Origin of the sequence: Archangium lipolyticum (assembly GCF_024623785.1) — a bacterium.
Classification (GTDB): Bacteria; Myxococcota; Myxococcia; order Myxococcales; family Myxococcaceae; genus Archangium; species Archangium lipolyticum.
On record NZ_JANKBZ010000002.1, the window covers coordinates 565925 to 589109 of the forward strand.

Annotated in this window: 22 protein-coding genes; 10 read left to right on the forward strand and 12 right to left on the reverse strand. The window is 68.6% G+C overall.

Translation table 11 applies throughout. The features are described from left to right. Positions 1-29: 29 nt before the first annotated feature. Complete coding sequence (locus tag NR810_RS05990) at positions 30-995, forward strand: RluA family pseudouridine synthase (RefSeq protein WP_257448839.1); 966 nt, start codon at positions 30-32, stop codon at positions 993-995. Beyond that, on the forward strand, positions 992-3571 hold the full coding sequence (locus NR810_RS05995; RefSeq protein WP_407653758.1) for a penicillin-binding protein 1A: 2580 nt from the start codon (positions 992-994) through the stop codon (positions 3569-3571). The genes NR810_RS05990 and NR810_RS05995 overlap by 4 nt, the downstream gene beginning before the upstream one ends. Before the next feature lie 30 nt (positions 3572-3601). Here NR810_RS05995 and NR810_RS06000 read toward each other — a convergent pair whose 3' ends face one another. The 4 genes from NR810_RS06000 to NR810_RS06015 form a co-directional block, all read right to left on the reverse strand. Beyond that, positions 3602-4363 carry an SDR family NAD(P)-dependent oxidoreductase gene (locus tag NR810_RS06000; RefSeq protein WP_257448840.1) on the reverse strand — a complete coding sequence of 254 codons (762 nt, stop codon included), beginning with the start codon at positions 4361-4363 and terminating at the stop codon, positions 3602-3604. A gap of 81 nt (positions 4364-4444) precedes the next feature. Next, positions 4445-5122 (reverse strand): glutathione S-transferase family protein, encoded by a 678-nt coding sequence (locus NR810_RS06005; protein WP_257448841.1) that lies wholly within the window; start codon positions 5120-5122, stop codon positions 4445-4447. Positions 5123-5151: 29 nt separating this feature from the next. Further along, positions 5152-5694, reverse strand: coding sequence for a hypothetical protein (locus tag NR810_RS06010; protein WP_257448842.1), 543 nt, complete (start codon positions 5692-5694; stop codon positions 5152-5154). 46 nt (positions 5695-5740) lie between these two features. Next, positions 5741-6772, reverse strand: coding sequence for a histone deacetylase family protein (locus NR810_RS06015; protein WP_257448844.1), 1032 nt, complete (start codon positions 6770-6772; stop codon positions 5741-5743). A 144-nt stretch (positions 6773-6916) separates the two neighbouring features. Between NR810_RS06015 and NR810_RS06020 the strand changes: the two genes are divergently transcribed. The 4 genes from NR810_RS06020 to tatC all read left to right on the forward strand — a co-directional run bounded on the left by NR810_RS06020 (position 6917) and on the right by tatC (position 12064). Next, a complete protein-coding gene (locus tag NR810_RS06020) occupies positions 6917-8995 on the forward strand; it encodes a methyl-accepting chemotaxis protein (protein WP_257448846.1) in 2079 nt (692 codons plus the stop codon). Positions 8996-9010: 15 nt separating this feature from the next. Next, a complete protein-coding gene (locus NR810_RS06025; protein ID WP_257448848.1) occupies positions 9011-10279 on the forward strand; it encodes an MFS transporter in 1269 nt (422 codons plus the stop codon). 96 nt (positions 10280-10375) lie between these two features. Further along, positions 10376-10825 (forward strand): Sec-independent protein translocase subunit TatA/TatB, encoded by a 450-nt coding sequence (locus tag NR810_RS06030; protein ID WP_257448850.1) that lies wholly within the window; start codon positions 10376-10378, stop codon positions 10823-10825. A 36-nt stretch (positions 10826-10861) separates the two neighbouring features. Next, entirely contained in the window at positions 10862-12064 is a 1203-nt protein-coding gene (tatC, locus tag NR810_RS06035) for a twin-arginine translocase subunit TatC (RefSeq protein ID WP_257449316.1), read from the forward strand. On the opposite strand, the gene NR810_RS06040 is transcribed toward tatC, so the two are convergent. The 4 genes from NR810_RS06040 to NR810_RS06055 all read right to left on the reverse strand — a co-directional run bounded on the left by NR810_RS06040 (position 12051) and on the right by NR810_RS06055 (position 14077). Next, positions 12051-12245, reverse strand: coding sequence for a hypothetical protein (locus NR810_RS06040; protein WP_257448852.1), 195 nt, complete (start codon positions 12243-12245; stop codon positions 12051-12053). The genes tatC and NR810_RS06040 overlap by 14 nt on opposite strands. A gap of 313 nt (positions 12246-12558) precedes the next feature. Next, a complete protein-coding gene (locus NR810_RS06045; RefSeq protein WP_257448854.1) occupies positions 12559-13641 on the reverse strand; it encodes a hypothetical protein in 1083 nt (360 codons plus the stop codon). Positions 13642-13664: 23 nt separating this feature from the next. Continuing rightward, the gene (locus NR810_RS06050) at positions 13665-13850 is read right to left on the reverse strand and encodes a hypothetical protein (protein ID WP_257448857.1); all 186 of its coding nucleotides are present in this window, start codon (positions 13848-13850) and stop codon (positions 13665-13667) included. Continuing rightward, positions 13850-14077, reverse strand: coding sequence for a hypothetical protein (locus tag NR810_RS06055; RefSeq protein ID WP_257448858.1), 228 nt, complete (start codon positions 14075-14077; stop codon positions 13850-13852). The genes NR810_RS06050 and NR810_RS06055 overlap by 1 nt, the downstream gene beginning before the upstream one ends. Positions 14078-14254: 177 nt before the next feature. Between NR810_RS06055 and NR810_RS06060 the strand changes: the two genes are divergently transcribed. After that, on the forward strand, positions 14255-15328 hold the full coding sequence (locus NR810_RS06060; protein WP_257448860.1) for a potassium channel family protein: 1074 nt from the start codon (positions 14255-14257) through the stop codon (positions 15326-15328). 19 nt (positions 15329-15347) lie between these two features. On the opposite strand, the gene NR810_RS06065 is transcribed toward NR810_RS06060, so the two are convergent. From NR810_RS06065 to NR810_RS06075, 3 genes are all read right to left on the reverse strand, one after another. Further along, positions 15348-16142, reverse strand: a complete 795-nt coding sequence (locus NR810_RS06065; RefSeq protein WP_257448862.1) for a Uma2 family endonuclease — start codon at positions 16140-16142, stop codon at positions 15348-15350. Positions 16143-16324: 182 nt separating this feature from the next. Continuing rightward, positions 16325-17689: a homoserine O-acetyltransferase family protein gene (locus NR810_RS06070; protein WP_257448864.1), complete on the reverse strand. Its 1365-nt coding sequence runs from the start codon at positions 17687-17689 to the stop codon at positions 16325-16327. Positions 17690-17808: 119 nt separating this feature from the next. After that, positions 17809-19098, reverse strand: a complete 1290-nt coding sequence (locus NR810_RS06075) for an O-acetylhomoserine aminocarboxypropyltransferase/cysteine synthase family protein (RefSeq protein WP_257448866.1) — start codon at positions 19096-19098, stop codon at positions 17809-17811. A gap of 304 nt (positions 19099-19402) precedes the next feature. Here NR810_RS06075 and NR810_RS06080 point away from each other — a divergent pair, with 304 nt between their 5' ends. The 3 genes from NR810_RS06080 to NR810_RS06090 all read left to right on the forward strand — a co-directional run bounded on the left by NR810_RS06080 (position 19403) and on the right by NR810_RS06090 (position 22396). After that, positions 19403-20077, forward strand: coding sequence for an anti-sigma factor family protein (locus NR810_RS06080; protein ID WP_257448868.1), 675 nt, complete (start codon positions 19403-19405; stop codon positions 20075-20077). Next, positions 20074-20658, forward strand: coding sequence for an RNA polymerase sigma factor (locus NR810_RS06085; RefSeq protein ID WP_257448870.1), 585 nt, complete (start codon positions 20074-20076; stop codon positions 20656-20658). Before NR810_RS06080 ends, NR810_RS06085 begins: the two co-directional genes overlap by 4 nt. Positions 20659-20926: 268 nt before the next feature. Next, positions 20927-22396 (forward strand): sugar transferase, encoded by a 1470-nt coding sequence (locus NR810_RS06090; RefSeq protein ID WP_257448872.1) that lies wholly within the window; start codon positions 20927-20929, stop codon positions 22394-22396. Here the strand turns inward: NR810_RS06090 and deoD are convergent. Further along, complete coding sequence (gene deoD, locus NR810_RS06095) at positions 22390-23100, reverse strand: purine-nucleoside phosphorylase (RefSeq protein ID WP_257448873.1); 711 nt, start codon at positions 23098-23100, stop codon at positions 22390-22392. The genes NR810_RS06090 and deoD overlap by 7 nt on opposite strands. Between the last annotated feature and the right edge of the window lie 85 nt (positions 23101-23185).

Consider the following 23185-nt stretch of genomic DNA (forward strand, 5'->3'; position numbering starts at 1 on the left):
CGGTGTGGTGAGGTCCGTGCGCCAGTCAAATGATCGAGTTCCGAATCGAGGAAGACAGCGCGGGCATGCGGTTGGACAAGTTCCTCCGCAAGAAGCTCGCGAACGTGCCCACCTCCCACCTCTTCAAGATGATTCGCGTGAAGAAGGTGCGGGTGAACGGGAAGCGGGCCCAACCCGAGCAGCCCCTGGCGGCCGGGGACACCATTTCCATCCGGGGGACGCAGGAGCAACTGCTCGCTCCCGCCAGCCCCGAGGAGCGTAAACCCCCACCCCCTCCCCCCGTGGACCCCAGCGAGCTGGTCATCCTCATGGAGGACGACTGGATGATGGCGGTGGACAAGCCGAGTGGGATGGCCGTCCACACCGGGAGTGGAATCACCGGGGGGACGCTGGTGGACTACGTCCGGGCGCACCTGGGGCCCAAGGCGGTGAGAAACGACTTCGCGGCGAGCCCCGCCCACCGGCTCGACCGGGAGACGAGCGGGGTCATCCTGGTGGCCAAGCGCCGGCCGGCGATGGTCCACTTCACGGAACTCTTCACCAACGGACACCCCCGCAAGAGGTATCTGACACTGGTCAAAGGGAAGATGCCGAAGGATTCAGGCGTCATTAACCTCCCGCTCGCCGAGCACCAGCAGACGGCCGAGTCCAAGGCCCGTCGCGGGGTGAACATGCAGGAGGCCGTGACGCGATGGAAGGTCATCAAGCAGTCGGGCGAGGCAGCCCTCCTCTCCTGCGTCATCGAGACCGGACGCACGCATCAGATAAGAAGGCATCTGGCCGCCATCGGACATCCGGTGGCGGGGGACAAGAAGTACGGTGACTTCGCCTTCAATCGGGAAGTCCGGGCCCGGTGGGGCCTGAAACGTCTGTTCCTGCACGCCGAGTTCATTGAATTTCCCCACCCGGCTCATGGGGGCAAGGTGGCGGTGGAGGCGCGAATGCCCCCGGAGTTGAAGGACGTGTTGAAGCGAGCCGCGCTGGAACCCTCATGAGTATGAATTCCGACAAGACCGATCGCTCCCAGTCGAAGCTGGTGCTCGACGGCGTGCCCCCGAAGCGCCGCTGGTGGGTGCGCCTCTTGAAGTTCGCCGCGTGGGCGACACTGACGGGCGCCACCGCCGCGGCGGTGGCCGTGGTGGGGGTGTACTACCACTTCTCCCAGGGGCTGCCGGAGATCCCCAAGGTGGACCAGTACTGGCCGCCCATCGTCACCGAGGTCTACACCGATGACGCGGTGCTGGCCGGCGAGTTCTACCACCAGCGGCGCAAGGTGGTGCCCTACGAGCGCATCCCCAAGCGGCTGGTGCAGGCCTTCATCGCCAGCGAGGACTCCAGCTTCTTCGACCACCACGGTGTGGACGTGTTGGGCACGGCGCGCGCCGGCTCCAAGACGATCATGAAGAAGCTGGGCCTGGGCGGCAGCATGCAGGGTGGCTCCACGCTGACGCAGCAGACGGCGAAGGCCGTGCTCATCGGCGCCGAGGGCTACGAGAAGGCCACCGCCAAGAACCTCACGCGCAAGATTCGCGAGGCCATCCTCGCCCGGCGCCTGGAGGAGGCGCTGACGAAGGAGGAGATCCTCTACCTCTACCTCAACAACGTCTTCCTCGGGCACCACAGCTACGGCGTGCAGAGCGCGGCGGAGAACTACTACCGCAAGGACGTGCGCGACCTGACGCTGGGGGAGATGACGCTCATCGCGGGCCTGCCCCAGGCGCCCAGCCGCTACTCGCCCTTCCTGCGCCCGGAGGCGGCGAAGAAGCGCCGCTCGTACGTGCTGCGCCGCATGTTCGACGAGGGGATGATCTCCGCGGAGGAGCGCAAGCAGGCCGACGAGGAGCCGGTGCGGGTGTACCCGGTGGAGGACGTCTTCCACGAGTTCGCCCCGTTCTTCACCGAGCAGGTGCGCCGCGACGTGGTGGAGCGCTACACCAACAAGGTGCTGCTCAACGAGGGTCTGAAGATCTTCGCCACCATGGACAGCGAGCGTCAGCGCGGCGCGCAGGAGGCCGTGCTCGACGGGCTGATGTCCATCGACAAGCGGCAGGGCTTCCGCGGGCCGGTGATGCAGCTGGGCACGGAGCAGGAGCGCAAGGCCTTCATCGAGAAGTCCATCAAGGTGATGGGCGACGAGAAGCTCCAGGAGAACAAGCTGTACGTGGGCGTGGTGACGCGGGTGGATCCGGACGGCCAGGGCGCGGATGTGCAGGTGGGTCCGCACAAGGGCCTGCTGCCGCTCTTGGGCATGCGCTGGGCGCGCAAGGTGAACCCCGAGGGCTACTACCCGGGGCTGATGCTCACCTCCGTCAAGCGTGTGCTGACCGTGGGAGACGTGCTCGTGGTGCGCCACGTGGTGCAGAAGGAGCTCACGGACGACAACGTCCAGTTCGACCGCAAGCTGGACAAGGAGATTCCCCAGGGCGTGCCGCTCTTCCGGCTGGAGCAGGAGCCGGAGCTGCAGAGCGCGCTGGTGTCCATCGATCCGCACCGCCAGTACCTCACGGCGATGGTGGGCGGGTACGACTTCGACGCCAACGAGTTCAACCGGGCCTTCCAGGCGTGCCGCCAGCCGGGCAGCTCCTTCAAGCCGCTAGTGTACTCGGCGGCGATGGAGCAGCTGGGGTGGACGGGCGCCACCATCATCGTGGACTCGCCCATCGTCGAGCACGACCCGGAGAGCGGCGTCAGCTGGAAGCCGGACAACTACAGCGAGGAGTTCCAGGGTGACGTGCTGCTGCGCACGGCGCTGGTGAACTCGATGAACATCCCCGCGGTGAAGACGTTCGCGGCGGTGGGCGTGAAGAACATGGCCGCGTGGAGCGAGAAGCTGGGCCTCACCACGCCGATGAACATGGACTTCTCGGCGGCGCTGGGCTCCTCGTGCGTGTACCCGTACGACCTGGCCAACGTGTACGCCACCTTCGACCGCTACGGCCGCAAGAAGCCCACGTACTTCATCCGCAAGGTGGAGGACCGCTTCGGGCGCACGCTGGAGGACCACACGGCGTACGACGACGCCTGGGCGCCGCTGCAGGACCGGGTGGCGGCGGGCTATGCGCGCATGTTCGAGCCGGGCGAGCAGGTGATGAGCCCCGAGACGGGCTTCATCCTCACCTCGCTCTTGCGTGGCGTGGTGCAGGAGGGCACGGGCGGTCCGGCGCAGAAGCTGGGCAAGCCGGCGGCAGGCAAGACGGGAACGACGAACGACTCGTTCGACACGTGGTTCGCCGGCTATACGCGCGACCTGGTGACGGTGACGTGGGTGGGCTACGACAAGAACGAGCACCCGCTGGGCCGCTACGAGACGGGTGGCCGCGCGTCGCTGCCCATCTGGCTGAGCTACATGAAGACGGCGCTGGCGGCCCGGCCCCAGGCCGAGTTCTGGCCGCCCGAGTGGCTGCGCGACGACATGCGGCTGCTGCGCATCGACAAGAAGACGGGGAAGCTCGCCTCGTCGGGGACGAAGGACGCCGTCAACATCTGGTTCAAGAAGGGCACGCAGCCCGAGGACGTGGCCCCGGAGAAGGGCCAGGTGGGCACGCAGGAATTCCTGATGGGCGCGCCGTAGCGGCGCGCCCGCGGGCGGCGCCACCGTGCGTCAGCGCATCTTGCGCATGGTGGCGTCGAAGAGGGCGTTGGGCATCCACTTGAGCAGGCCCATGGCGCCCGCCGTCTGCCAGGGGAAGGCGTACTCGGCCTCCCCTCGGAGGATGGCCTTGCCCATCATCTCCACGGCCTCCTCCGTCTCCAGGAGGAAGGGCATGGGGAACTTGTTCTGGGCGGTCATCTCGCTCTTCACGAAGCCGGGGTAGATGCAGGAGACGCGCACGCCGGTGCCCTTGAGGTCCACGCGCAGGCTCTCCATGAAGGTGGAGAGGTAGGCCTTGGAGGCGGAGTAGGCGGCGTTGCGCCCCAGGCCCCGGTACGCGGCGAGGCTGGCCACGCCCACGACGTGTCCGCGCTTGCGCTCCACCATGCGCGGGAGCACGGCACAGAGGGTGGCGGCGGCGCCGGTGACGTTGACGTCGATGAGCTGCTTCACCACTTCCCACTTGATGCGCCGGGCGTTGGTCTCGATGCCGGCGCCGGCGTTGGCGACGATCAGATCCAGCCCGCCGCAGGAATCATCCAGCTCACGGATGCGCGCGAGGGTGGTGTCCGCGTTGGCGACGTCCAGCTCAATGGGATCCACGGTGGCGCCGGCCGCGCGGGCCTCGTTGGCGAGCGCCTCCAGGTTCTCGCGGCGCCGGGCTGCGGCGTACACCTTGACGCCGCGCCGGGCGAACCAGAGCGCCAGCCCGCGTCCCAGGCCACTCGAGGCCCCCGTGATCAGCGCTGTCCGATAATTCATCTCCGCCATGTTGCTCCCTCCGGGTGTTCGCACCTTCCTGCCATGGAAGGGCGGGGGAGGGGAGAGAAAGCGACGCGGCGCGTCGCGCCCTCACCGCTGCACGATGTTCTGCGCGCTCTTGATGGCCTGGGTCTGGTCGGCGGACGTGTCGAGCTTCTGCACGTGCGGCACGGTCACACCCTTCTGGGCCGCGGGCCGCTGCTCGATGGCCGCCAGCCAGCGTTGCAGGTTCGGCAGCCCGTCGACGGACACGCCCGCCCATCCGTGGATGCGCACCCAGGCCCAGTTCGCGATGTCGGCGATGCTGTAGTCCCCCGCCAGGTACTCGCTCTCCCCGAGCCGGGTATCCAGCACCGTGTAGAGCCGCCGCGTCTCGTTCTGGTAGCGCTCGATGGCCGCCGGAATCTTCTCCGGGAAGTAGCGGAAGAAGACGTTGGCCTGTCCCTGCATCGGGCCCACGCCCGCCATCTGGAACATCAGCCACTGCGTCACCCGCGAGCGCCCCTTCCGATCCGTCGGCAGCAGCTTCCCCGTCTTCTCCGCGAGGTACAGCATGATGGCCCCCGACTCGAACACCGCGAAGTCTCCCTCCTCGCGGTCCACGATGGCCGGGATGCGCCCGTTGGGATTGATCTTCAGGAACCAGGGCTGCTTCTGCTCGCCCTTGCCGATGTCCACCGGGTGCACCGTGTAGGGCAGCCCCAGCTCCTCCAGCGTGACGGATACCTTCCAACCATTGGGCGTCGCCCAGGTGTACAGGTCGATCATCGGACAGCTCCTCTCGGGTAGGCGGGTGCTCAGGCCCCGAACAGCTTCTGGAGCACCTCGCGGTGGTAGTTGGTACTGCCCACGTGCGTGGAATGCCACTTCGCCGACTGGCTCAGCCGGTTGACCACCGCCTCGAACTCGGACTGGCTCACGTCCCGCAGCGACATGTACAGGCGCGCCGTTCCCCTCAGGTACGAGAAGAGAGGATGTGGGTCATCCCCATCCGGCCTCCGGCGCAGTTGCCTGTAGAGCCGCTCGAATTCGTCATCCGTCTCGGCCTTGCCGATGGCCGCGCAGTAGTTGGCCGCCGTCGACTCCAGCAACAGGAAGAAGGGCTGGTACTGCGGCGGCGGCGTCCGGGACAGGTCCGGCGGCACCGCCGAGCCCGTCCACAGCTTCGTGAGGGGCTGGAGCGAGACCAGCATCAGCCCCTCGTTGCCCATTACCGGTACCTCGGTGCCCAGCTTCATCACCTTCTTGTTCTCGTCGCGCTGGATGGCCACCCGCAGCATCTCGGGTTGGTCCACCTTCAGGCCCGCGCGCTGCAACCTCTCCACGGCATCACGATCCACGTCTCACCCCAACACCCTCGAATGTCCTCGGAGTCTTCATTCCGTCTCACCCGCGCAGCACGGACCAGTAGGGCCGGAGCGCCTCGCGGCTGCTCCGGAGTGCCGCCGCCGCCCCCCGCGAGACTCCTCCCGGGTAGCTGTCCTTCGTCTCTTCCGCCATCACCTCCACGCAGGCGTGTACCGAGCGGGAAAGGCCCTCGAGTGAGTAGCCCCCCTCCAGCAGCAGCACCAGCTTCCCGCCGCACGCGCTCCGCGCCAGGTCCATCATGTCCGAGCACATGGCCGCGAAGCCGCGCTCGGTGAGCTCCATGCCGCCAAGCGGGTCCCTGTGGTGCGCGTCGAAGCCCGCGGACACCAGCACCATGTCCGGCTTGTAGGCCTGGGCCACCGGCAGGAAGAGATCCTGGTAGAGCGCCCCGTAGTCCGCGTCCTTCCCACCTTCCGGCAGCCCGCAGTTGAGAGTGTAGCCCTCGCCCGGGCCCGCGCCCACCTCGTGCGGCGCGCCCGTGTGCGGGTAGTAGGGGTACTGGTGCACCGACATGTAGAGCACGTCCCGCCGCCTCCAGAAGGCCGCCTGCGTGCCGTTCCCGTGGTGCACGTCCCAGTCCAGGATGAGCACCCGCTCGGCGCCCTGGCGGCGCGCGGCCTCCGCGGCGATGGCCACGTTGTTGAAGAGGCAGAAGCCCATGGCCTTGTCCGGCTCGGCGTGGTGCCCCGGGGGCCTCACCAGCGCGAAGGCATTGCGCGCCCGCCCCGCCATCACCTCCTCCACAGCCTGCACTGCCGCCCCCGCCGCCAGCACCGCCGCGTCGTAGCTGTCCGGCGACGTCACCGTGTCCGGATCGACGACCTCGTGCCGACCGCGCAGCCCCTCGAGGTACTCGCGCAGCCGCGGTGTGTGGACGGAGGCGAGCTCCTCCTCGGTGGCCGGCCGAGGGGTCCGGCGCTCGATTCCCCAGATGGGGTCGCGCTCCAACACGTCCAGGATGCGCGCCAACCGCGCTGGCCGCTCGGGATGCTCCTCGCCCGGGTCGTGCTTGAGGAAGAGCGGGTCGGTCAGCAGCAGCGTCTGGGTCATGGCGGGGGCTCCCACCCATCCAGTATGGCGTGCCTGGAATCGGGATGCCCGCTCTCTCTCTCTCCAGGCGGGGGACGGGCGAGGCCCACTGCCAGACGGACCGCCGGTTTCTTGCTCTCGCGGGGTCAACCTTCCTACAGTCCCATGGCCTTGGTCCGACGCCTCAAGAAACCCGGTCTCCGGGTCACCCTCTTCGTCACCTTCACGCTGGCTCTGGCCTTCATTCTCGGGGCCCTCCACCTGTCCATCTCCTGGATGGTCTCCGACTATCTCGAGACGAGACTGTTGGATCATGGCCGCAGCAAGGCCCGGGAGCTCGCGCGTGGCCCCCTCCAACAGGACACGGACCCACGCTCCCAACGGGCCATGAACGCCATTGGCTGGTTGCCGGAGTCGGATGCCGACTTCACGTACGCCGCCATCATCTCCGGCACTGGGGAGATCTTCCTCGATGGAGGCCATCGGCCCGAGCAGCTCGAGTCCGTGCTCGGCCGGCTCGTCCAGCCGGGAGCGCCCTCGTCCTTCGAGCTGCCCAATGGGGACGTGCTCGTGTCCGAGGTGGTTCCCTCCCAGGGCGACACGTTGCAGCGCCGGGTCGTCGTGGTGGTGGACTTCTCTCCCCTGCGGGCCATCCTGGGCGAGCTCACCCTCCTGTTGATTGGTGCCTTCATCATCGGCCTGGGGCTGGTGGTGGGGCTCATCTACGTCGTCACCCACCGGCTCATCCTCAAGCCGCTGGAGCGGATGATGGCGGTGGCGCGCAAGATGGCCGAGGGAGACCTGTCCGGCCGCGTGGTGGCGATGGACAACAGCACCGGAGGCGAGCTGGCACAGCTGGCCGAGGCGCTCGACGGCATCGGCCAGTCGCTGCGCAAGACGCTCGGCCAGGTGCGCGGCGTGTCCGAGGTGGTCTCCAACGTCATCGAGCAGCTCTCGCGCGCGGGCACCACCGTGTCCTCGGGCGCCTCCACCATCCAGGGGCGCGTGGAGGAGACGTCCTCCTCCATGGAGCAGATGCTGGCCAGCCTGCGCGGCATCGCGGAGAACGTGGAGGTCCTCTACCAGAGCGCCGAGGAGAGCAGCTCCTCCATCATGGAGATGGCGGCCACCAACGACGAGGTGGCGGAGAACGTCCAGGCCATGGCCGCCAGCGTGGAGGAGACCACCAGCGCCATCGAGGAGATGACCTTCTCCATCAAGGAGGTCGCCAAGAACATCGACGAGCTGCGCGACTCCACCGAGGAGACGTCCACGTCCATCAGCCAGATGGACAGCTCCATCGGCCAGGTGGAGGCCAACGCCAACGAGACGGCGCGCCTGTCCGAGCAGGTGTCCGAGGACGCGCAGACGGGCGTGGAGGCCCTGCGCAAGACGATGCACGGCCTGGACCGCATCAAGGAGTCCACGCGCGGCGCCGCGGGCGTCATCGACAGCCTGGGCCGGCGCATCTCGGAGATCGGCAACATCCTCAACGTCATCGACGACGTGGCCGAGCAGACCAACCTGCTGGCGCTCAACGCCGCCATCATCGCCGCGCAGTCGGGCGAGCACGGCAAGGGCTTCGCGGTGGTGGCCGATGAAATCAAGGACCTGGCCGAGCGCACGGGCGCGTCCACCAAGGAGATCGCCGACCTCATCAGCCGGGTGCAGGACGAGAGCCGCAACGCGGTGCAGGTGATGAACCAGGGCGTGCGCAACGTGGAGGAGGGCGTGAACCTGGGCCGCGAGGCGGAGAGCACGCTGCGGAAGATCAACGACAGCGCGCAGAAGTCCACGCAGATGGTGAAGGCCATCGCCCGGGCCACGGTGGAGCAGTCCAAGGGCAGCAAGCAGGTGACGCAGGCCATCCACCGCATCTCCGAGACGGTGTTGATGATCTCCAAGGCCTCCAACGAGCAGGCCAAGGGCGGCGAGCAGATCATGAACAGCGCCGAGCGGATGAAGGCCATCACCGCCCACGTGCAGCGCAGCAGCCAGGAGCAGGCGCACGGCAGCAAGCAGATCACCCGCTCCATCGAGAACATCAACGAGATGGTCACCCACCTCAACCGCGCCCAGAAGGAGCAGACCAAGGGCAGCGAGCAGGTGCTCAAGGCGGTGGAGGCCATCAAGGGCGTGTCGGACCACCAGACGCGCTCGGTGAAGGCGCTGGAAGAGGCCATCGACAGCCTGCAGCGGCAGTCCGAGGTGCTTCGCGCCGAGATCCGGCGTTTCAAGGTGTGAGAGGGGAGGGGCTCGGTGAGCTCCCGTGCGATTTCCGAGCGCGCCGTCGTCTTCCTGATCGGCGCGGTCCAGTTCGTCAACATCCTCGACTTCGTGATGGTGATGCCGCTGGGCCCCGACTTCGCCGCGGGACTGGGCATCTCCACCAGCCATGTGGGCACCATCGGCGCGGCGTACACGGCGGCGGGGTGCGTGGCGGGAGTGGCGGGCAGCTACTTCCTGGACCGGTTCGACCGGCGCAAGGCGCTGGCGGTGGCCATGCTGGGCCTGGTGGTGAGCACGGCGGCGGGAGGTTTCGCCACGGGGCTGACGTCACTGCTGATGGCGCGGGCGATGGCGGGCCTGTTCGGTGGTCCGGCCACGTCGCTGTCGCTGTCCATCATCGCGGATCTCATCCCGGTGGAGCGGCGCGGGCGGGCCATGGGCGCGGTGATGGGGGCCTTCTCCGTGGCCTCGGTGCTGGGCGTCCCCATGGCGCTGAAGGTGGCGGGCTGGTCGGACTGGCGCATGCCCTTCTTCCTGTTGGCGGGACTGGGGCTGCTGCTGGTGGCTGGGGCCATCTTCTTCCTGCCGCCGATGCGCGGGCACCTGGAGCGCGAGCGGACCCACGTGGTGGGCGTGCGGGAGCTGTTCACCCGCTCGGACGTGCTCACCTCCTATTCGATGACGGGGCTGCTCAACATGGCGGGCTTCATGGTCATCCCCCACCTGTCGGGCTACGTGCAGAACAACCTGGGCCAGCCGCGTGAACAGGTCGAGGCCATCTACTTCGCCGGCGGCCTGGTGAGCTTCGTGACGCTGCGGCTGGCGGGCAAGGCGGTGGACCGGCTGGGCTCGTTCCGCGTGGGCACGGTGGGGGTGGTGTTGTTCATGTGCACCATCTACGTCCTGTTCCTCCACCTGCCGCCGGGTCTGCCGTTGATGCTCCTCTTCCCGTTCTTCTTCCTGGCCAATGGGGTGCGCAACGTGGCGTACAGCACGCTCACCTCGCGCGTGCCCGAGCAGTCCATCCGCGCGCGCTTCATGTCCTTCCAGTCGGCCGTGCAGCACCTGGGGGCCGCGGCCGGTGCTTTCTTGTCCTCCCAGATGTTGTTCGATCTGCCGGGTGGGCAATTGGGCGGGATGAACCGGGTGGTGGGGGTGTCCATCCTCCTGTCTCTTACACTGCCGGTGATGTTCTTCCTGGTGGAGCGCCAGGTGCAGGCACGCGACCGGGCGTCGGCCCCCTCGCTGGCCGCGGGGGGGCCCGTGGCGGTGGGAACCGGGGGCGCTCCCCGCTCCTGAACGAGGGACCAGGCGGACAGGGGTGGTCCAATCGGGTTGCGCCCGGCCGCCCATGGCGCGATAACCCCGAGGCGGTTTTTCTGGAGCTCCCCGCTCATGTTCAACATCGGCGCAGGCGAACTGGTCTTCATCCTGGTGGCGGCGTTGCTCGTGCTCGGGCCGCAGCGGCTGCCGGAGTTCGCGCGGGCCATCGGCAAGTTCGTGCGCGAGTTCCGCCGGCAGACCGATGAGGTCCGCACCGTGGTGGAGCGTGAGTTCTACAAGATGGACCAGGAGTTCCAGGACGAGCCGCGTCCCCAGGTCCCCCTGGCCACCCCGGCGGCCCTGCCCTCTCCGGCGCCCGTGCCGCCTTCCGTGATACCGGCCGCCCCCGCCGAGGCCCTGGCCACGGCCGCCACGCCGGCCGCCGAGGCGCCAGTCGCCGCGGTTGAACCTTCTCCTGCTTCTTCCGAGCCGTCGGCCGCCGGAGCCGAGCAGCCGGACGCCCTGCCGCGTCTGGAGCCCATCCCGGGCACGGTGGCGCGCAACGCCTCCAAGAGCGGCTAGCCCGCGAGAGTCGCGACAGTGGATAACGATCTTCGGATGAGTCTGGCGGAGCACCTGACGGAGCTCCGCTCCCGCCTGCTCAAGTGCGTGGTGGCGGTGTTCGTGCTGGGCGCCGCGGCGATGGTGTTTGCCAAGCCCATCTTCGGCCTCCTGATGAAGCCGGTGCTGGACGCGCTGCCGCCCGAGGGGCGCGCGCTCGTCTACACGTCGGGCATCGAGGAGATCAACGTCCTGATGAAGGTGGGCGTCTACTGCGGCATCTTCCTGACGACGCCCGTCATCCTCACGCAGATCTGGGGTTTCGTGTCGCCGGGGCTCTACCCGGAGGAGCGCAAGTACGCGGGGCCCTTCGTGTTCATGGGCACGCTGGCGTTCCTGCTGGGAGCGCTCTTCTGCTACTTCGCGGTGCTGCCCTCGATGTTCAGGTTCCTCCTCAACGACGAGCAGGGCCTGGCCATCTCCCAGCGGCTGGACGTGGCGAGGCTGCGCGCGGACGACGCGGTGCGCTTCCTGCGGATCGGTGACGCGGAGCGGGCGGGGAAGCTGGCGCAGGAGGCGAGCGCGACGCTGAAGGCGGAAGGGGAGGGGAAGCTGGGCGAGGCCAACCGGCCGCCCGCGGAGAGCGTGGAGTTGGAGGCGCGGCTGGACGGGCTGGGGCGGCTGCTGGACGCGGCGGCGGACGGCTTCGGGGTGGCGGCGCGCAGCGTGCTGCGGCAGTCGGTGGAGAAGCGCTCGGAGGCGGTGGAGGCGTACGCGAAGGAGAACTACGCCGCGTCGGCGAAGGCGATGGACGAGGCGGCGAGCCTGCTGGCCGGGGCGGCCCCCACGCGCGCCGAGGAGCTGGCGGGGTTGTGGAGGCTGGAGAAGGAGCTGGCGCTGGGCAAGGCGCGCTACGTGGCGGCGTCGTGGACGCGGCCGATGCTGACGATGAACGAGCAGCTCTCGTTGGTGTTGCTGCTCATCCTGTCCTTCGGCGTCATCTTCGAGCTGCCGCTGGTGATGGCGCTGCTGGGCGTGGTGGGCGTCGTGAAGGCGAGCTGGCTGATGAAGTACCAGCGGCATGCGTTCGTGGTGTGCCTCATCTCGGCGGCGATCCTCACGCCCACGGGTGACGTGGTGAACCTGTCGCTGATGGCGGGTCCGATGCTGCTCTGCTACGAGATGGGCGTGCTGGCGGTGTGGCTGATCGAGCGCAGGCGGTCGAAGCAGGAAGCTCAGACGGGCATCACCCCGACGTGAGCCGGCAGATGGGTTGGAGGGAGGCGTCATAGACGCCTTCTCCCGCGACGAACACCACGCCGTCTCGCACCCGGGCCACGCAGGCCTCGGTGGCATCCAGCATCTCCCAGGCATCCTCCTTCATCTGGAGTGGTTCGACCTCGAAGGTGAAGAGTTGTCGGCTCTCGCGGATCCTCTGCATGAGCGAGGAGTGGCTCTCTTCGAGCCCGGCGTCGCGAAGTGTCTGTAGGACTTCCTCGACTGATTCCGCCAGGACATCAGGGGAGGCGTGATGGAGCACGACCGGCCGTCGACTCCCTGGAGGGTGGATCTCGAATCTGTCCCACTCCGGGTGTCTGGCCTCCGGCGCGTCCATCGCGGGCTGGAAGAGCGGGGGTGTATCGAAGAACCAGCCATCTCGGATGAAGCTGGCGAGCTCGACCCTGGGAAGGGGCTCGTCGGAGCGACACAGGACGCGCAGGTAGTGGCTCATCGTCGTGCGGAGGCAGGGGGGATCATCGTGAGGGCTGGCAGGTCCGGGTGTCGACGACGCTCGGTTCCTCCCCGAAGCGATACAGGATCCTCTTCGAGGGTTCCGCCTTGTCGACGAAGAGCAACGTATCGTTCTTGGTGAGGTGGGCGAGTTCCTTCTTCAACTTCGCCCGCACGTCGGCTCGGGGAATGCCGCTCTTCAACATCTCATCGACTTCGACGTAGTCGATTCCTCCTGCGGTATTGGGCCTGTAGAGGTCGACGAAGTTCTCGCCAAGTCTCTTGCTCTCCGTGTTGATGAACCCTTCCTCCGTCAGACTCTGGCGGGTTGCCACCTGTGCTGGACCTCCTGAACGCCCTGGCCGACCGCCTTTCAATGCTGGGTCGAAATACAACGGCTTCCATTTCTGGAAGTCGAGAATCTCGTGAGGCTGCTTTCCCGCTGCGTGCTGCTCATGGAGGTAGCGCTGATAACGCCATTGGGCTGCACCCGGCTCTTCGAGCCCGGGCTTGGGACCTCGGGGGGGGTCGGGTGGCCATTCAATAGGCGGAGACGTTGACCTGGGGGCCTCGAGCCGTGTGCTCGTCGTGCTGCTCCTGGCTTCAGGACCGGCCATCGTTCCCTTGACGATGACCCCGGCCATGAGGGCATTCACGACGCTCAAGATCATTGCGTCTTTGAGCCCGAGCTCCCTGGCACGAGCCTGATAAGCGGTACCGAGTGCTGTTCTGAGACGTATTCCTCCAGGCTTGTCCTTGGATAGGAAATCGAGGAACGCCCAGTTCGGGATGCATCTCCCGGACAGCTCCCGATAGACCGGGACGGAGCAGGGAATCGCACGTGTCTCTTCGGCCACGGTGCGGCCGATGGCCGGGAAGTACTGTGTTTCGAGCTCATGGAAGACGCGAGCTGCTCGAGAATCGCCTCGAGCTGCATCTGCGTAGAGCTGCTCCAGAAGCTCAGGTTGCCGCACCATGGTCTGGGCCGCCTCAACGTGCTCAGCGCGGATGTTTCCCTCGGCATCACAGAAGCTGTCGTAGTCCAGCGCGGGTGTCGCATCGAGCAGCAGCACGAGCGCGAAAGCCGTGAGAGGGAGTGAGGGCATGGGTAGCTTCGAAGCCTACTCAGTCAAAACGGGGCCTGCATGCGGATCCCCGCGCGCAGCATCTCCGTGGGGTAGAGGGGGCCGCCCATGACCCCGAATCCGTTCTTCTCGCAACCCCGGGCCAGGGCACCCAGCGTCGGGTAGATCTCCAGGCCCACGTGGTCGAGCGCGTGCGCCACGCCACAGCGGCCCCCGGCCCGCTTCACCATCAGTCCTGGGCGAGCCGCGAGGCCACGGCGGCTTCCAGCGTGTCCGCCTCGTTGCATGCCGGGATGATGAGGGACACCCGGGGCCACCGGGCGGGTTCGGGTACTCCGGGCGACCCCAGGCGTGGCAGCTCCCGCTCCATCTTCACGAGTCCCCACGTGCCCACGACCCAGTACACACAGCTCAGGCCCACCAGCACCGCGAGGGCTCCCACCAGCAGCATGCTCATGACTCCTCCCCTCCTTCCGTTTCTTCAAGGGGCGTGCCGGGGTGTCGCGTCTCGGTGGGCCGGAGGTATCCGGGGCCTGGCGTGTCAGGGTGTCCGGGCAGGGGCGGCGGGGCCTGCCATCGTGTCCCGCCGCCCGTGTGTGGCCCGGGTGTCATGGGCATGCTACGCAGGTAGCCGATGGACACCCCCCGCCGCCGCCTGGCGATGAACCTGCGCTACCTTGGTGCGCTGCTGCGTCGCTTCCGCACCACGGTGCTCATGGCGGTGTTGCTCTTCGGCTGCATGCCCCTGCTGTACCACTGGCGCCATGTAGGGCCGGACGGGCACCCGGTGAGCCTGGGCAAGGCGCTGCGCCACGTCTACTTCCTGCTCTACGGGCAGCCCTCGCTGGACGTGGATGACACGCTGTTGATGGTCCTCGACATGGTCATCCCGCCGGTGGGCATCGCGGTGCTCGTCGACGGCGTGGTGCGCTTCGCCTATCTCTTCTTCGCCAGGCACCGGCAGGACAAGGAGTGGTTCGAGGTGATCGCCGAGACATTCAAGGGGCACGTGGTGGTGTGTGGCGCGGGCAGGGTGGGGTACCGGGTGGTGACGCAGCTGCGCGCGCTCGGCAAGGACGTGGTGGTGGTGGAGAAGCGCGAGGAGGCGGCGTTCGTCTCGGTGCTGCGCGACGAGCAGGTGCCCCTGCTCATCGACGACATCCGCAGCCCCCAGTGTCTGCCTCGCACCAACGTGAAGAAGGCCGCGGCCATCGTCTGCGCCACGGACGACGACCTGGCCAACCTGAACATCGCCCTGGACGCCCGGCGGATGAACCCGGACATCCGCGTGGTCATCCGCCTCTTCGACGACGACCTGGTGGCCAAGGTGCGCGACACCTTCAAGGCCGAGGCGCTCAGCAGCTCCTCGCTGGCCGCCCCCGCCATGGCGCTCGCGGCGTTGGATCCGCGCATCATCCACTCGTTCCGCATCGGCTCCCACCTGATGGTGGTGTCCGTCTTCGAGGCGCGTGACGGGTTGCCGGGAATGACCATCTCGGAGGTGCGCGACCGCTTCGGAGGGTTGACACTGTCCATGCGCCGGCGCGGCAGCCGCGATGAGTTCCTCCACCCCAATGGCGACACCCGCATCGAGGTGGGGGACGCGCTGACCCTCCAGGCCGAGTACAAGGACTACCGGCAGCTCCGCGCCTTCACCATGGAAGCGGACGCCCCCGTCTTCGCCCATCGCGCCGAGTTCTCGTCCTGAAGCAACGGTTCGCGGGGGCTCACCTTCCGTGTTGCCGGAGGCGCTCCACTTCGGCCTGTAGCTCCGCCAGGCGCCGCTCCGCCTCCTCCCGGCGTTGCGCCTCCTCGTGGCGCATCCGTGCCTCCTCGTCGGCTCTCTGCTGCACCTCCTCCAACTTCTCCCGCAGCCGCGCCAGCATCTCTGCCGACTCCAGCAGCAGCGCGTTGCCCGCCCACAGCCGCAGCGTGTCCCCCGTCACCTCGAACTCCAGCCCTAGCACCTCCGACACGTACCGGCCCTGCTTCGCCTCCATCCGCACGTACTGCCTCGCCTCGGGCGTGGCCAGCCGGTACGCCTCCAGCCGCTGTCTCGAGCGGTCGTAGATGAAGTACTCGGGGATGCCCAGCCGGGCGTAGCGCTCCACGTTGTACTCGGCGTCCTTCTTCCGGTCGCCGCCCACGTGCACCTCCAACACCCAGTCCAGCCCCTTCCCCTCGTGGCTCACCACCCACTTGTCCCGATCGTGCTGCTCCGCATCCAGCACCGCCAGCAGGTCCGGCGCGAAGCGCCGCTCCCCCGGGTAGTACACGGGCAGCTCCGCTCCCAGGTACACCTTGCGCCGCTGGTGCGTGAAGTAGCCCTCGAGCACGTCCAGCGTCTCCACCTTGGCCCGGAAGTGTCTGTCTCCCTCCGGCATGGCCATCTCGTCCCACGTCACCTCCCCGGGCAGTGACTCCACCACCCGGGCCCTCTCCTCCGGTCCCATCGCCTCCCACTCTTCCTGCGTCGGCGCCCGGGGGAAGGCGTCTCCACTCTCTTTCGCGTGCTGTCCCATGTTCCTGAGCGTGCGACGGGTGACCTCGCCGGTCAACCGCCCCCACGTGACTTCTCAGCAAGGAGCGGGCCGAGTGGACACTGCACCTGCCTCCGAGTGCACGGAGGGCGGGTGCTCCTCTTCCTCCGTTCCTGGCGTGGAGGGGGGGTCTCCTTCCCTGGACGTCCCGCCCGGCCGGACTGCTACCGCGTCACCCGGGCCTGTGCGCCGCGAGCCACATCGAGGGCTTCGGCGAGCACGCCCGCCACCGGCTCCTCGCCTCCCGCTCCCCGCCGGGGCAGTGGGTCGCCTCCCGCGGGGGGCAGGGCCAGCGCGCGCCGCAGCAGCTCCTCCAGCGGCTCCCACTCGATGAGGAAGCCGTCATGTCCGTGGGGACTGGAGAGCTCCGCGTACTCCGCGTGGCGCCCCAGGGCGCGCAGGCGTTCGGTCAGCTTCTCCATGTGCTCGGGGTAGAAGAGCTGGTCCCGGTCGATGCCCACGCACAGCGCGCTCGCCCGGATGCGCGACACGCCCCACGTTCCGCCCGCGTCACCCCGTGGTGTACGCGAGAGGTCGTGGTGGTCCATCGCCCCCAGCAGCGCCAGGTAGGATTTCGCGTCGAAGCGCTCTCGCAGCTTCTCGCCCTGGTGCTCCAGGTAGCTCTGGATGGGATAGAGCGCTCGGGGCGACCAGCCGCGCGCCTTCGTCTCTCCCGGCCGGGGCAGGTGCCTCCCCTGGCGTGACTCCAGGCCCGGCTCCGCGCGGTACGTGAGCATGGCGAGCTGCCTCGCCACCTCCAGTCCCCTCACGGGCGCCTCCGGGAAGCCAGGGTCCAGCAGCAGCGCCTGCCTCGCCACGTGGTTCCACCCCACCACCCATGTGCTCGCCACCTCGGCCGCCGCGATGGGACAGATGCGCTCGAAGCGCTCCGGCGCCAGCGCCGCCAGGCACAGGAGGATCATCCCTCCCAACGAGCCTCCCGTGGCCAGCGACACCCGCTCGATTCCCAGCGCGTCCAGTGCCTGCAGGATGGCCCGCGCCTGGTCCCACGGTGTGAGGGTGGCCGGCAGGTGGCACTCGTGGGTTCCCTCGTCTCCCTCCGCTCCTCGGTCCTCCGCTCGCGACGGGAAGCCCTCGTCCGCCGGGCCCGAGCTCCCGTAACAGGAGCCCAGGTTGTTGAAGCACAGCAGTCGCACCCGCTCCGGGTCCAGCGCCCGGCCCGGGCCGATGACCGGCTCCCACCAGCCCCCCTCGTCTCCCGCTCGCATGTCTCCCGTGAGCGCGTGCACCAGCAGCACCGTGGGCACGGTGCTGTCGGGGCGCCTGGACTCGTTTCGGTGCCGGGCCGCGGTGAGTTGGCCCTGTTCCTCCTTCGTCCGGCGGACGACTCGCAGCGCGTTCTCGCGCACGGTTTGTTCTGGGAGCACGTGGGCTCGGGCTCGCAGCCACGGCAGATCCTGCTCCGGTCCCCACCACCAGCCTCGCGCGATGTGGGATGTGACTCGCGCTCCTGCTTCGAGCGGCAGGTCGGGAAGCGGGAGATCGAAGACTCGGGACGGTGTGGACATGGTGGGGTCCTGGTCGGGTGGGGCTGAGTGACGAGGTGGGGGCTCGAGTGGGAGGACGGGGGCGCATACCCTCACCCCGTCCCTCTCCCAGGGGGAGAGGGTCGAACCCATGGTTTGTCTCAGGACTGCGAGAGCGCCTGCTCCAGGTCCGCCAGGATGTCGTCGATGTGCTCGAGTCCCACCGACAGCCTCACCAACCCGTCCGTGACTCCCGTGCTCAGCCTCTCCTCCGGCGTCAGCTGCTGATGCGTCGTGCTCGCCGGGTGGATGATCAGCGACCGCGTGTCTCCGATGTTCGCCAGCAGGCTCCACAGTTTCACGCCATCGATGAGCCTCCGGCCCGCATCCACCCCTCCGCGTACCCCGAACGTCACCAGCCCTCCCGCCCCGTTGCGCAGGTACTTCTTCGCGTTCGCGAACGATGGGTCCTCCTCCAACCCCGGGTAGCGCACCCACTCCACCTTCGGGTGCTTCTTCAGCCACTTCGCCACCGTCAGCGCGTTCTCCGAGTGCCGCTGCACGCGCAGCGTCAGTGTCTCCAGCCCCAGGATGAAGGCGTGCGCGTTGAATGGGCTCAGCGATGGACCCAGGTCCCTCAGTCCCTCGAGCCGCGCCTTGCCGATGAACGCCGCCGGGCCCAGCGCCTCGTGCAACCTCAGCCCGTGATAGCTCGGATTGGGCTCGGTGAACTCCGGGAAGCGGCCGTTGTTCCAGGGGAAGTTGCCGCCGTCCACGATGACGCCTCCAATCGAGGTGCCGTGGCCGCCGATGTACTTCGTCGCGCTGTGCACCACGATGTTCGCCCCGTGGCGCAGCGGATTGAACAGCGCCGGGCTCAGCGCCGTGTTGTCCACGATGAGTGGAATTCCCGCCTCGCGCGCCACCGCCCCCAGCGCCTCGAAGTCCGGCACGTCCAGGCGCGGGTTGCCGATCGCCTCGATGTAGAGCGCCTTCGTCTTCGGCCCGATCGCCGCGCGCACCTCGTCCGGCTTGTTCGCGTCCACGAACCGCGCGTGGATGCCCAGCCTCGGCAGCGTCACCTTGAAGAGGTTGTACGTCCCTCCATACAGGCTCGTGGCCGAGACGAACTCGTCTCCCGCCTTCAGGATGTTCAACAGCGCCAGCGTCTGCGCCGCCTGCCCCGATGCCACCGCCAGTGCTCCCACTCCGCCCTCGAGCGCCGCGATGCGCTTCTCGAAGACGTCCGTCGTGGGGTTCATGATGCGCGTGTAGATGTTGCCCGGCTCCTTCAGCGCGAACAGGTCCGCCGCGTGCTGCGCGTTGCGGAAGCGGTAGCTCGTCGTCTGGTAGATGGGCACCGCCCGCGCCCCCGTGGTGGGGTCGGGCTCGTAGCCAGCGTGCAGGGCCAGGGTCTCGAAGTGCTGCGACTGCGACGGATTCGTGCTCATGACGGTGCTCCTCGGGTGGGCTGGAAAAGCCACGAGGGCACCGGAGGCCAGGAACGACGAAGCCCACCGACCCTCGCGGGATGGTGGGCTCCGAACTCTCGCCACGGGTGGCCGAACGTCGGTCAACCGGCAGCGGGCTGGCGCCCACCACTCGGCATCCACATTCGACAGCTGGCGAAGGACTCGGCGTTCATTGCGATGGGCAAGATGGACCCCCTCCGTCATGTTGTCAAGGCTTCCGTTATGCAGGATGTCCGTTATGGCGGACGTGAAGGGTTTTCGCGCGTGGCCCACCAAGTGATTCATGACCACGACACTTCCTTCTGATTGTGGCGACTTCGAGGTCTCTCTCGAGATGGAGCTCCAGGATGCGCTGCCACCCGAGCGCGCCCGGGCGTTGGCGGCCCACCTGGGCACCTGTGAGGCGTGCCGGGCCTTCGCGGCGGAGGCCCGGCGCTCCCAGGCGCTGCTGTGTGGCCCAGCTCCCGTGGTGCCGGCCGAGTCGCTCGTGCGGCGGGTGCGCCGCGTTCAGTCCGAGGACCGCTGGCGCCTGGGCAGCGTGGTGGCGGGGATTCTCGCCACCGGAGGCCTGTTGTGGTGGAGCACGGGCAGCGCCGTCCTGGGGCTGGGGGTCGCCGCGCTGGTGGCCGTCCTCGTCCTGCCCTCGTCCCACCTGCGCGGACGGAGGCTCGCGCGGGAGGTGGCTCGCGCGGGCAATGGGCACGAGGAGTTGCTGGCCGTATACCGGCGCGACCTCGAGGCGCGGCTGCGGCGCTGGAGCCGGTTGCGCGGACTGGCCTTCGCCTTCGCCACCTTCCAGCTGGCGGCCGTGGTGGTGGGGCCCCCGTGGCCGGCGAGCCTGCGGCCCGTCGTGTACCTCTATCTCTTCGGCACCGCCGCGGTGTGCCTCGTGCGCGCACTGCACCTCAGCTTCCGCACGCTGCCGATGCTCCGGCGTGAGCTCCAGGAGCTGCGGTGAGGGTCTCCTCGACGCTCTCCGAGGGACGGGAGCGGCAACTGCTCGAGGCCTGGCGTCGCGACGAGGGCCCGGCCCGCGAGGCGAGCTTCCGCGAGCTGGTGGCCCACTTCGAGCGGCCCCTGCTGCGGCTGGCCACGCACCTGACGGGAAGCCCCGTGGACGCACCGGACGTCGTCCAGGAGGTGCTGCTGGCGCTGCACCGCGCGCTGCCTTCCTTCCGGGGCGAGGCGCGGTTGTCCACCTTCGTCTACCGCATCACCCTGCGCGCCGCCGCCCAGCACCGGGCCCGCCGGCCCCGGGGACTGGCCGCCGAAGACGAGGAGGAGGTGTGGCGCCAGCTGGTCGACCCGGGCGTGCTCCCGGACCGGCGGGCGGCGGCGCGCGAGGAGATGCGCCGGATGCTCGCCGCCATGGGCCGGCTGTCCCTGGAGCATCGCGGCGTCCTGTCCCTCTCCGCCATCGAGGGCCTGGGCCCCTCGCGCATCGCCGAGGTGCTCGGCATCCCCGAGGGCACCGTCTGGTCCCGGCTCCACCTGGCCCGCCGCAAGCTCCTGGCGGCGCTCCAGGAGCCGGAAACTTGACAGGGGGCACGACCTGCCCTGCCTGGTCGCCTGCCGCGAGGTGGCTGGCTGGCTGCCTGCCTGCCGGGACGTTGGCGGAACATGCTGTCGTCGGCGGATCTCCCCCGCGGAGTGTTTCCAGGAGACGTCTTCACCCAGGGAAGATGGACTCTAGAGGAAATCGGGTGTCACACTACCCATCGTGAGCAAGCCAGCCTCGCCTGTCCCTCCCCCCCCAGGGACGCCCACCGTTTCGGGACGCTTCGCGTCGATCAAGCCTCTCTGGCTGATGCCTCCCCGGGTCGTCCTGCAGCGCCGTGCTTCTCGCACCCTGCTGATGCATGCGCTACGTGCCACCGTGCGCGTGGGCTTGTTGCTGGCCGCGGACACCGCCGCCTTCCTCGTCGCCCGGACCGCCCTGCATTTCCTCCTCAACCGCCAGGTGCTCAAGCCGCTCGACGCGGCGACCCGCTGGGTCGTCCCCGCCCTGGGGCCCTACGGCGGATGGCAGATGGGCGCCGCCCTGCTGGTGGGTCTGCTGGTGGCGGGTGCCTACCGCTCGGGTGATGACTGGCGCTCACCCCGGCGCACCCTCAGCGGCGTCATGCTCGCCGTGGGCCTGGTGCTCTGGGGGGACCTCTGGTTGCGCGACATCGCCCCCGTGCTGGTGCACTACCTGACGGCGGTGACGGGCCTCGGAGCCTGTGTCCTGGCGGCCCGCTTCGGGGTGGACCGCTTCGTCACGGGGCTGGCCCACCTCTTCCACTCTCCCGTCGAGCGCGTGCTGCTGGTGGGAGAGCCGGACGAGCCCTTCTGCCAGAAGGTCGTCGGGCGCCTGTCCCGCCACGGCAGCATGGAGCTGGCCGGGTGGATCACCGTCCAATCGCCCGCCCCGGGCGGCACCCCGCGCGAGGGCGTGCTGGGCTCCCTGGATGACCTGTGGAGCATCCTCAAGGACAACCCCATCGACACCGTGGTGCTCTGCGGGCAGATCGGCGACTCCCAGCACAAGCTGCTCATGGAGGCCGTGGTGTCCGCTGGCGTCCGGCTGCTGGCCGTGTCCCGTTACGACCGGCTCGGCTGGGTGCGCCCCGCCCCCATCTCCTACCGCTCCGTGTCCTTCATGGAGCTGACGGTGCCCTCGCTGCGCGCGCAGCAGATGTGGATCAAACGGATGGTGGACCTGACGGCCGCCGGGCTGGGGCTGCTGGTCATCTCCCCCCTGCTGACGCTCATCGCCATCGCCATCAAGCTCGACTCGCGCGGGCCCGTCTTCTTCGCCCAGGAGCGGGTGGGGCTCGGGGGCCGGACCTTCCGCATGATGAAGTTCCGCACCATGCGGGTGGGCGCGGACGCGGAGAAGGCCCAGCTGGCCCACCTCAACACCAGCGGCGACGCGCGCCTGTTCAAGATTCCCAATGATCCGCGCGTCACCCGCGTGGGTGTCTTCCTGCGCAAGTGGAGCCTGGACGAGCTGCCCCAGCTCTTCAACGTGCTGCGCGGGGACATGTCGCTGGTGGGGCCCCGGCCCTTCTTCGAGAAGGACCTGGCCACCTACCACGAGCACCACTTCGGCCGGCTGGGCGCCCTGCCCGGCATCACCGGCCTGTGGCAGGTCAGTGGCCGCAGCTCCATCACCGACTTCGAGGAGGTGGTCCGGCTCGACTGCGAGTACATCCACCGCTGGTCGCTCTGGCTGGACATCGAAATCCTCCTCAAGACGCTGCCGGCCGTGCTCCGGCGCACCGGCGCCTACTGAGCGGCGGCCACGTCCAGGGCGAGCTCGATCATCTCGTCGAACGTGGTCTGCCGCTCCTCGGCGCTCAGCGCCTCCTTGGTGCGCAGGTGGTCCGAGACGGTGAGCAGCGCGAGCGCGCGGGCCCCGTACTCGGCCGCCACGCCGTACAGGCCCGCCACCTCCATCTCCACCGCGAGCATGCCCATGCGCTCGTGCACCTCGTACGTCTGCCCCGCGGGGCCGTAGAAGAGGTCCGAGGTGAAGACGGAGCCCACGCGCACCGGCTTGCCGCGCTTCTCGGCGGCCTCCACCGCCTGCCGCGCCAGCGCGAAGTCCGCCACCGCGGGGAAGTCGTGGTCCTGCAGGCGCATGCGGTTCACCTTGGAGTCGGTGCCCGCGCCCAGGGCGACGATGACCTCGCGCAGCTTCACGTCCTGGCGCAGCGCGCCGCAGCTGCCCACGCGGATGAGCACGCGCGAGCCGTACTGCTGGATGAGCTCGGTGGCGTAGATGGAGATGGAGGGAATCCCCATCCCATGGCCCATGACGGACACCTTCCGGCCCCGGGCAACGCCCGTGTAGCCATACATGTTGCGGACGGAGGTGACTTCACGCGCGTCCTGGAGGAAGCGCTGGGCGATGTAGCGGGCGCGCAGTGGATCGCCGGGCATGAGCACCACGTCGGCGAAGTCTCCCGCCGCGGCGGAGATATGAGGAGTAGGCATGGTGAGCGAGCATAGCCGCTCCGGCCCCACCCGGAGAGCACCAGAGGTGCCGGGTGGGGCCGGGGCTTCGCTCGCAGTGCGTCCG

Bases quoted from the DNA above. Each gene is read 5' to 3' on its own strand.
- NR810_RS05990 (WP_257448839.1), top strand. From the start codon at position 30: ATGATCGAGTTCCGAATCGAGGAAGACAGCGCGGGCATGCGGTTGGAC.
- NR810_RS05995 (WP_407653758.1), top strand. From the start codon at position 992: ATGAGTATGAATTCCGACAAGACCGATCGCTCCCAGTCGAAGCTGGTG.
- NR810_RS06000 (WP_257448840.1), bottom strand. From the start codon at position 4,363: ATGGCGGAGATGAATTATCGGACAGCGCTGATCACGGGGGCCTCGAGT.
- NR810_RS06005 (WP_257448841.1), bottom strand. From the start codon at position 5,122: ATGATCGACCTGTACACCTGGGCGACGCCCAATGGTTGGAAGGTATCC.
- NR810_RS06015 (WP_257448844.1), bottom strand. From the start codon at position 6,772: ATGACCCAGACGCTGCTGCTGACCGACCCGCTCTTCCTCAAGCACGAC.
- NR810_RS06020 (WP_257448846.1), top strand. From the start codon at position 6,917: ATGGCCTTGGTCCGACGCCTCAAGAAACCCGGTCTCCGGGTCACCCTC.
- NR810_RS06030 (WP_257448850.1), top strand. From the start codon at position 10,376: ATGTTCAACATCGGCGCAGGCGAACTGGTCTTCATCCTGGTGGCGGCG.
- tatC (WP_257449316.1), top strand. From the start codon at position 10,862: ATGAGTCTGGCGGAGCACCTGACGGAGCTCCGCTCCCGCCTGCTCAAG.
- NR810_RS06040 (WP_257448852.1), bottom strand. From the start codon at position 12,245: ATGCAGAGGATCCGCGAGAGCCGACAACTCTTCACCTTCGAGGTCGAA.
- NR810_RS06045 (WP_257448854.1), bottom strand. From the start codon at position 13,641: ATGCCCTCACTCCCTCTCACGGCTTTCGCGCTCGTGCTGCTGCTCGAT.
- NR810_RS06050 (WP_257448857.1), bottom strand. From the start codon at position 13,850: ATGGTGAAGCGGGCCGGGGGCCGCTGTGGCGTGGCGCACGCGCTCGAC.
- NR810_RS06055 (WP_257448858.1), bottom strand. From the start codon at position 14,077: ATGAGCATGCTGCTGGTGGGAGCCCTCGCGGTGCTGGTGGGCCTGAGC.
- NR810_RS06060 (WP_257448860.1), top strand. From the start codon at position 14,255: ATGGACACCCCCCGCCGCCGCCTGGCGATGAACCTGCGCTACCTTGGT.
- NR810_RS06065 (WP_257448862.1), bottom strand. From the start codon at position 16,142: ATGGGACAGCACGCGAAAGAGAGTGGAGACGCCTTCCCCCGGGCGCCG.
- NR810_RS06070 (WP_257448864.1), bottom strand. From the start codon at position 17,689: ATGTCCACACCGTCCCGAGTCTTCGATCTCCCGCTTCCCGACCTGCCG.
- NR810_RS06075 (WP_257448866.1), bottom strand. From the start codon at position 19,098: ATGAGCACGAATCCGTCGCAGTCGCAGCACTTCGAGACCCTGGCCCTG.
- NR810_RS06080 (WP_257448868.1), top strand. From the start codon at position 19,403: ATGACCACGACACTTCCTTCTGATTGTGGCGACTTCGAGGTCTCTCTC.
- NR810_RS06090 (WP_257448872.1), top strand. From the start codon at position 20,927: ATGCCTCCCCGGGTCGTCCTGCAGCGCCGTGCTTCTCGCACCCTGCTG.
- deoD (WP_257448873.1), bottom strand. From the start codon at position 23,100: ATGCCTACTCCTCATATCTCCGCCGCGGCGGGAGACTTCGCCGACGTG.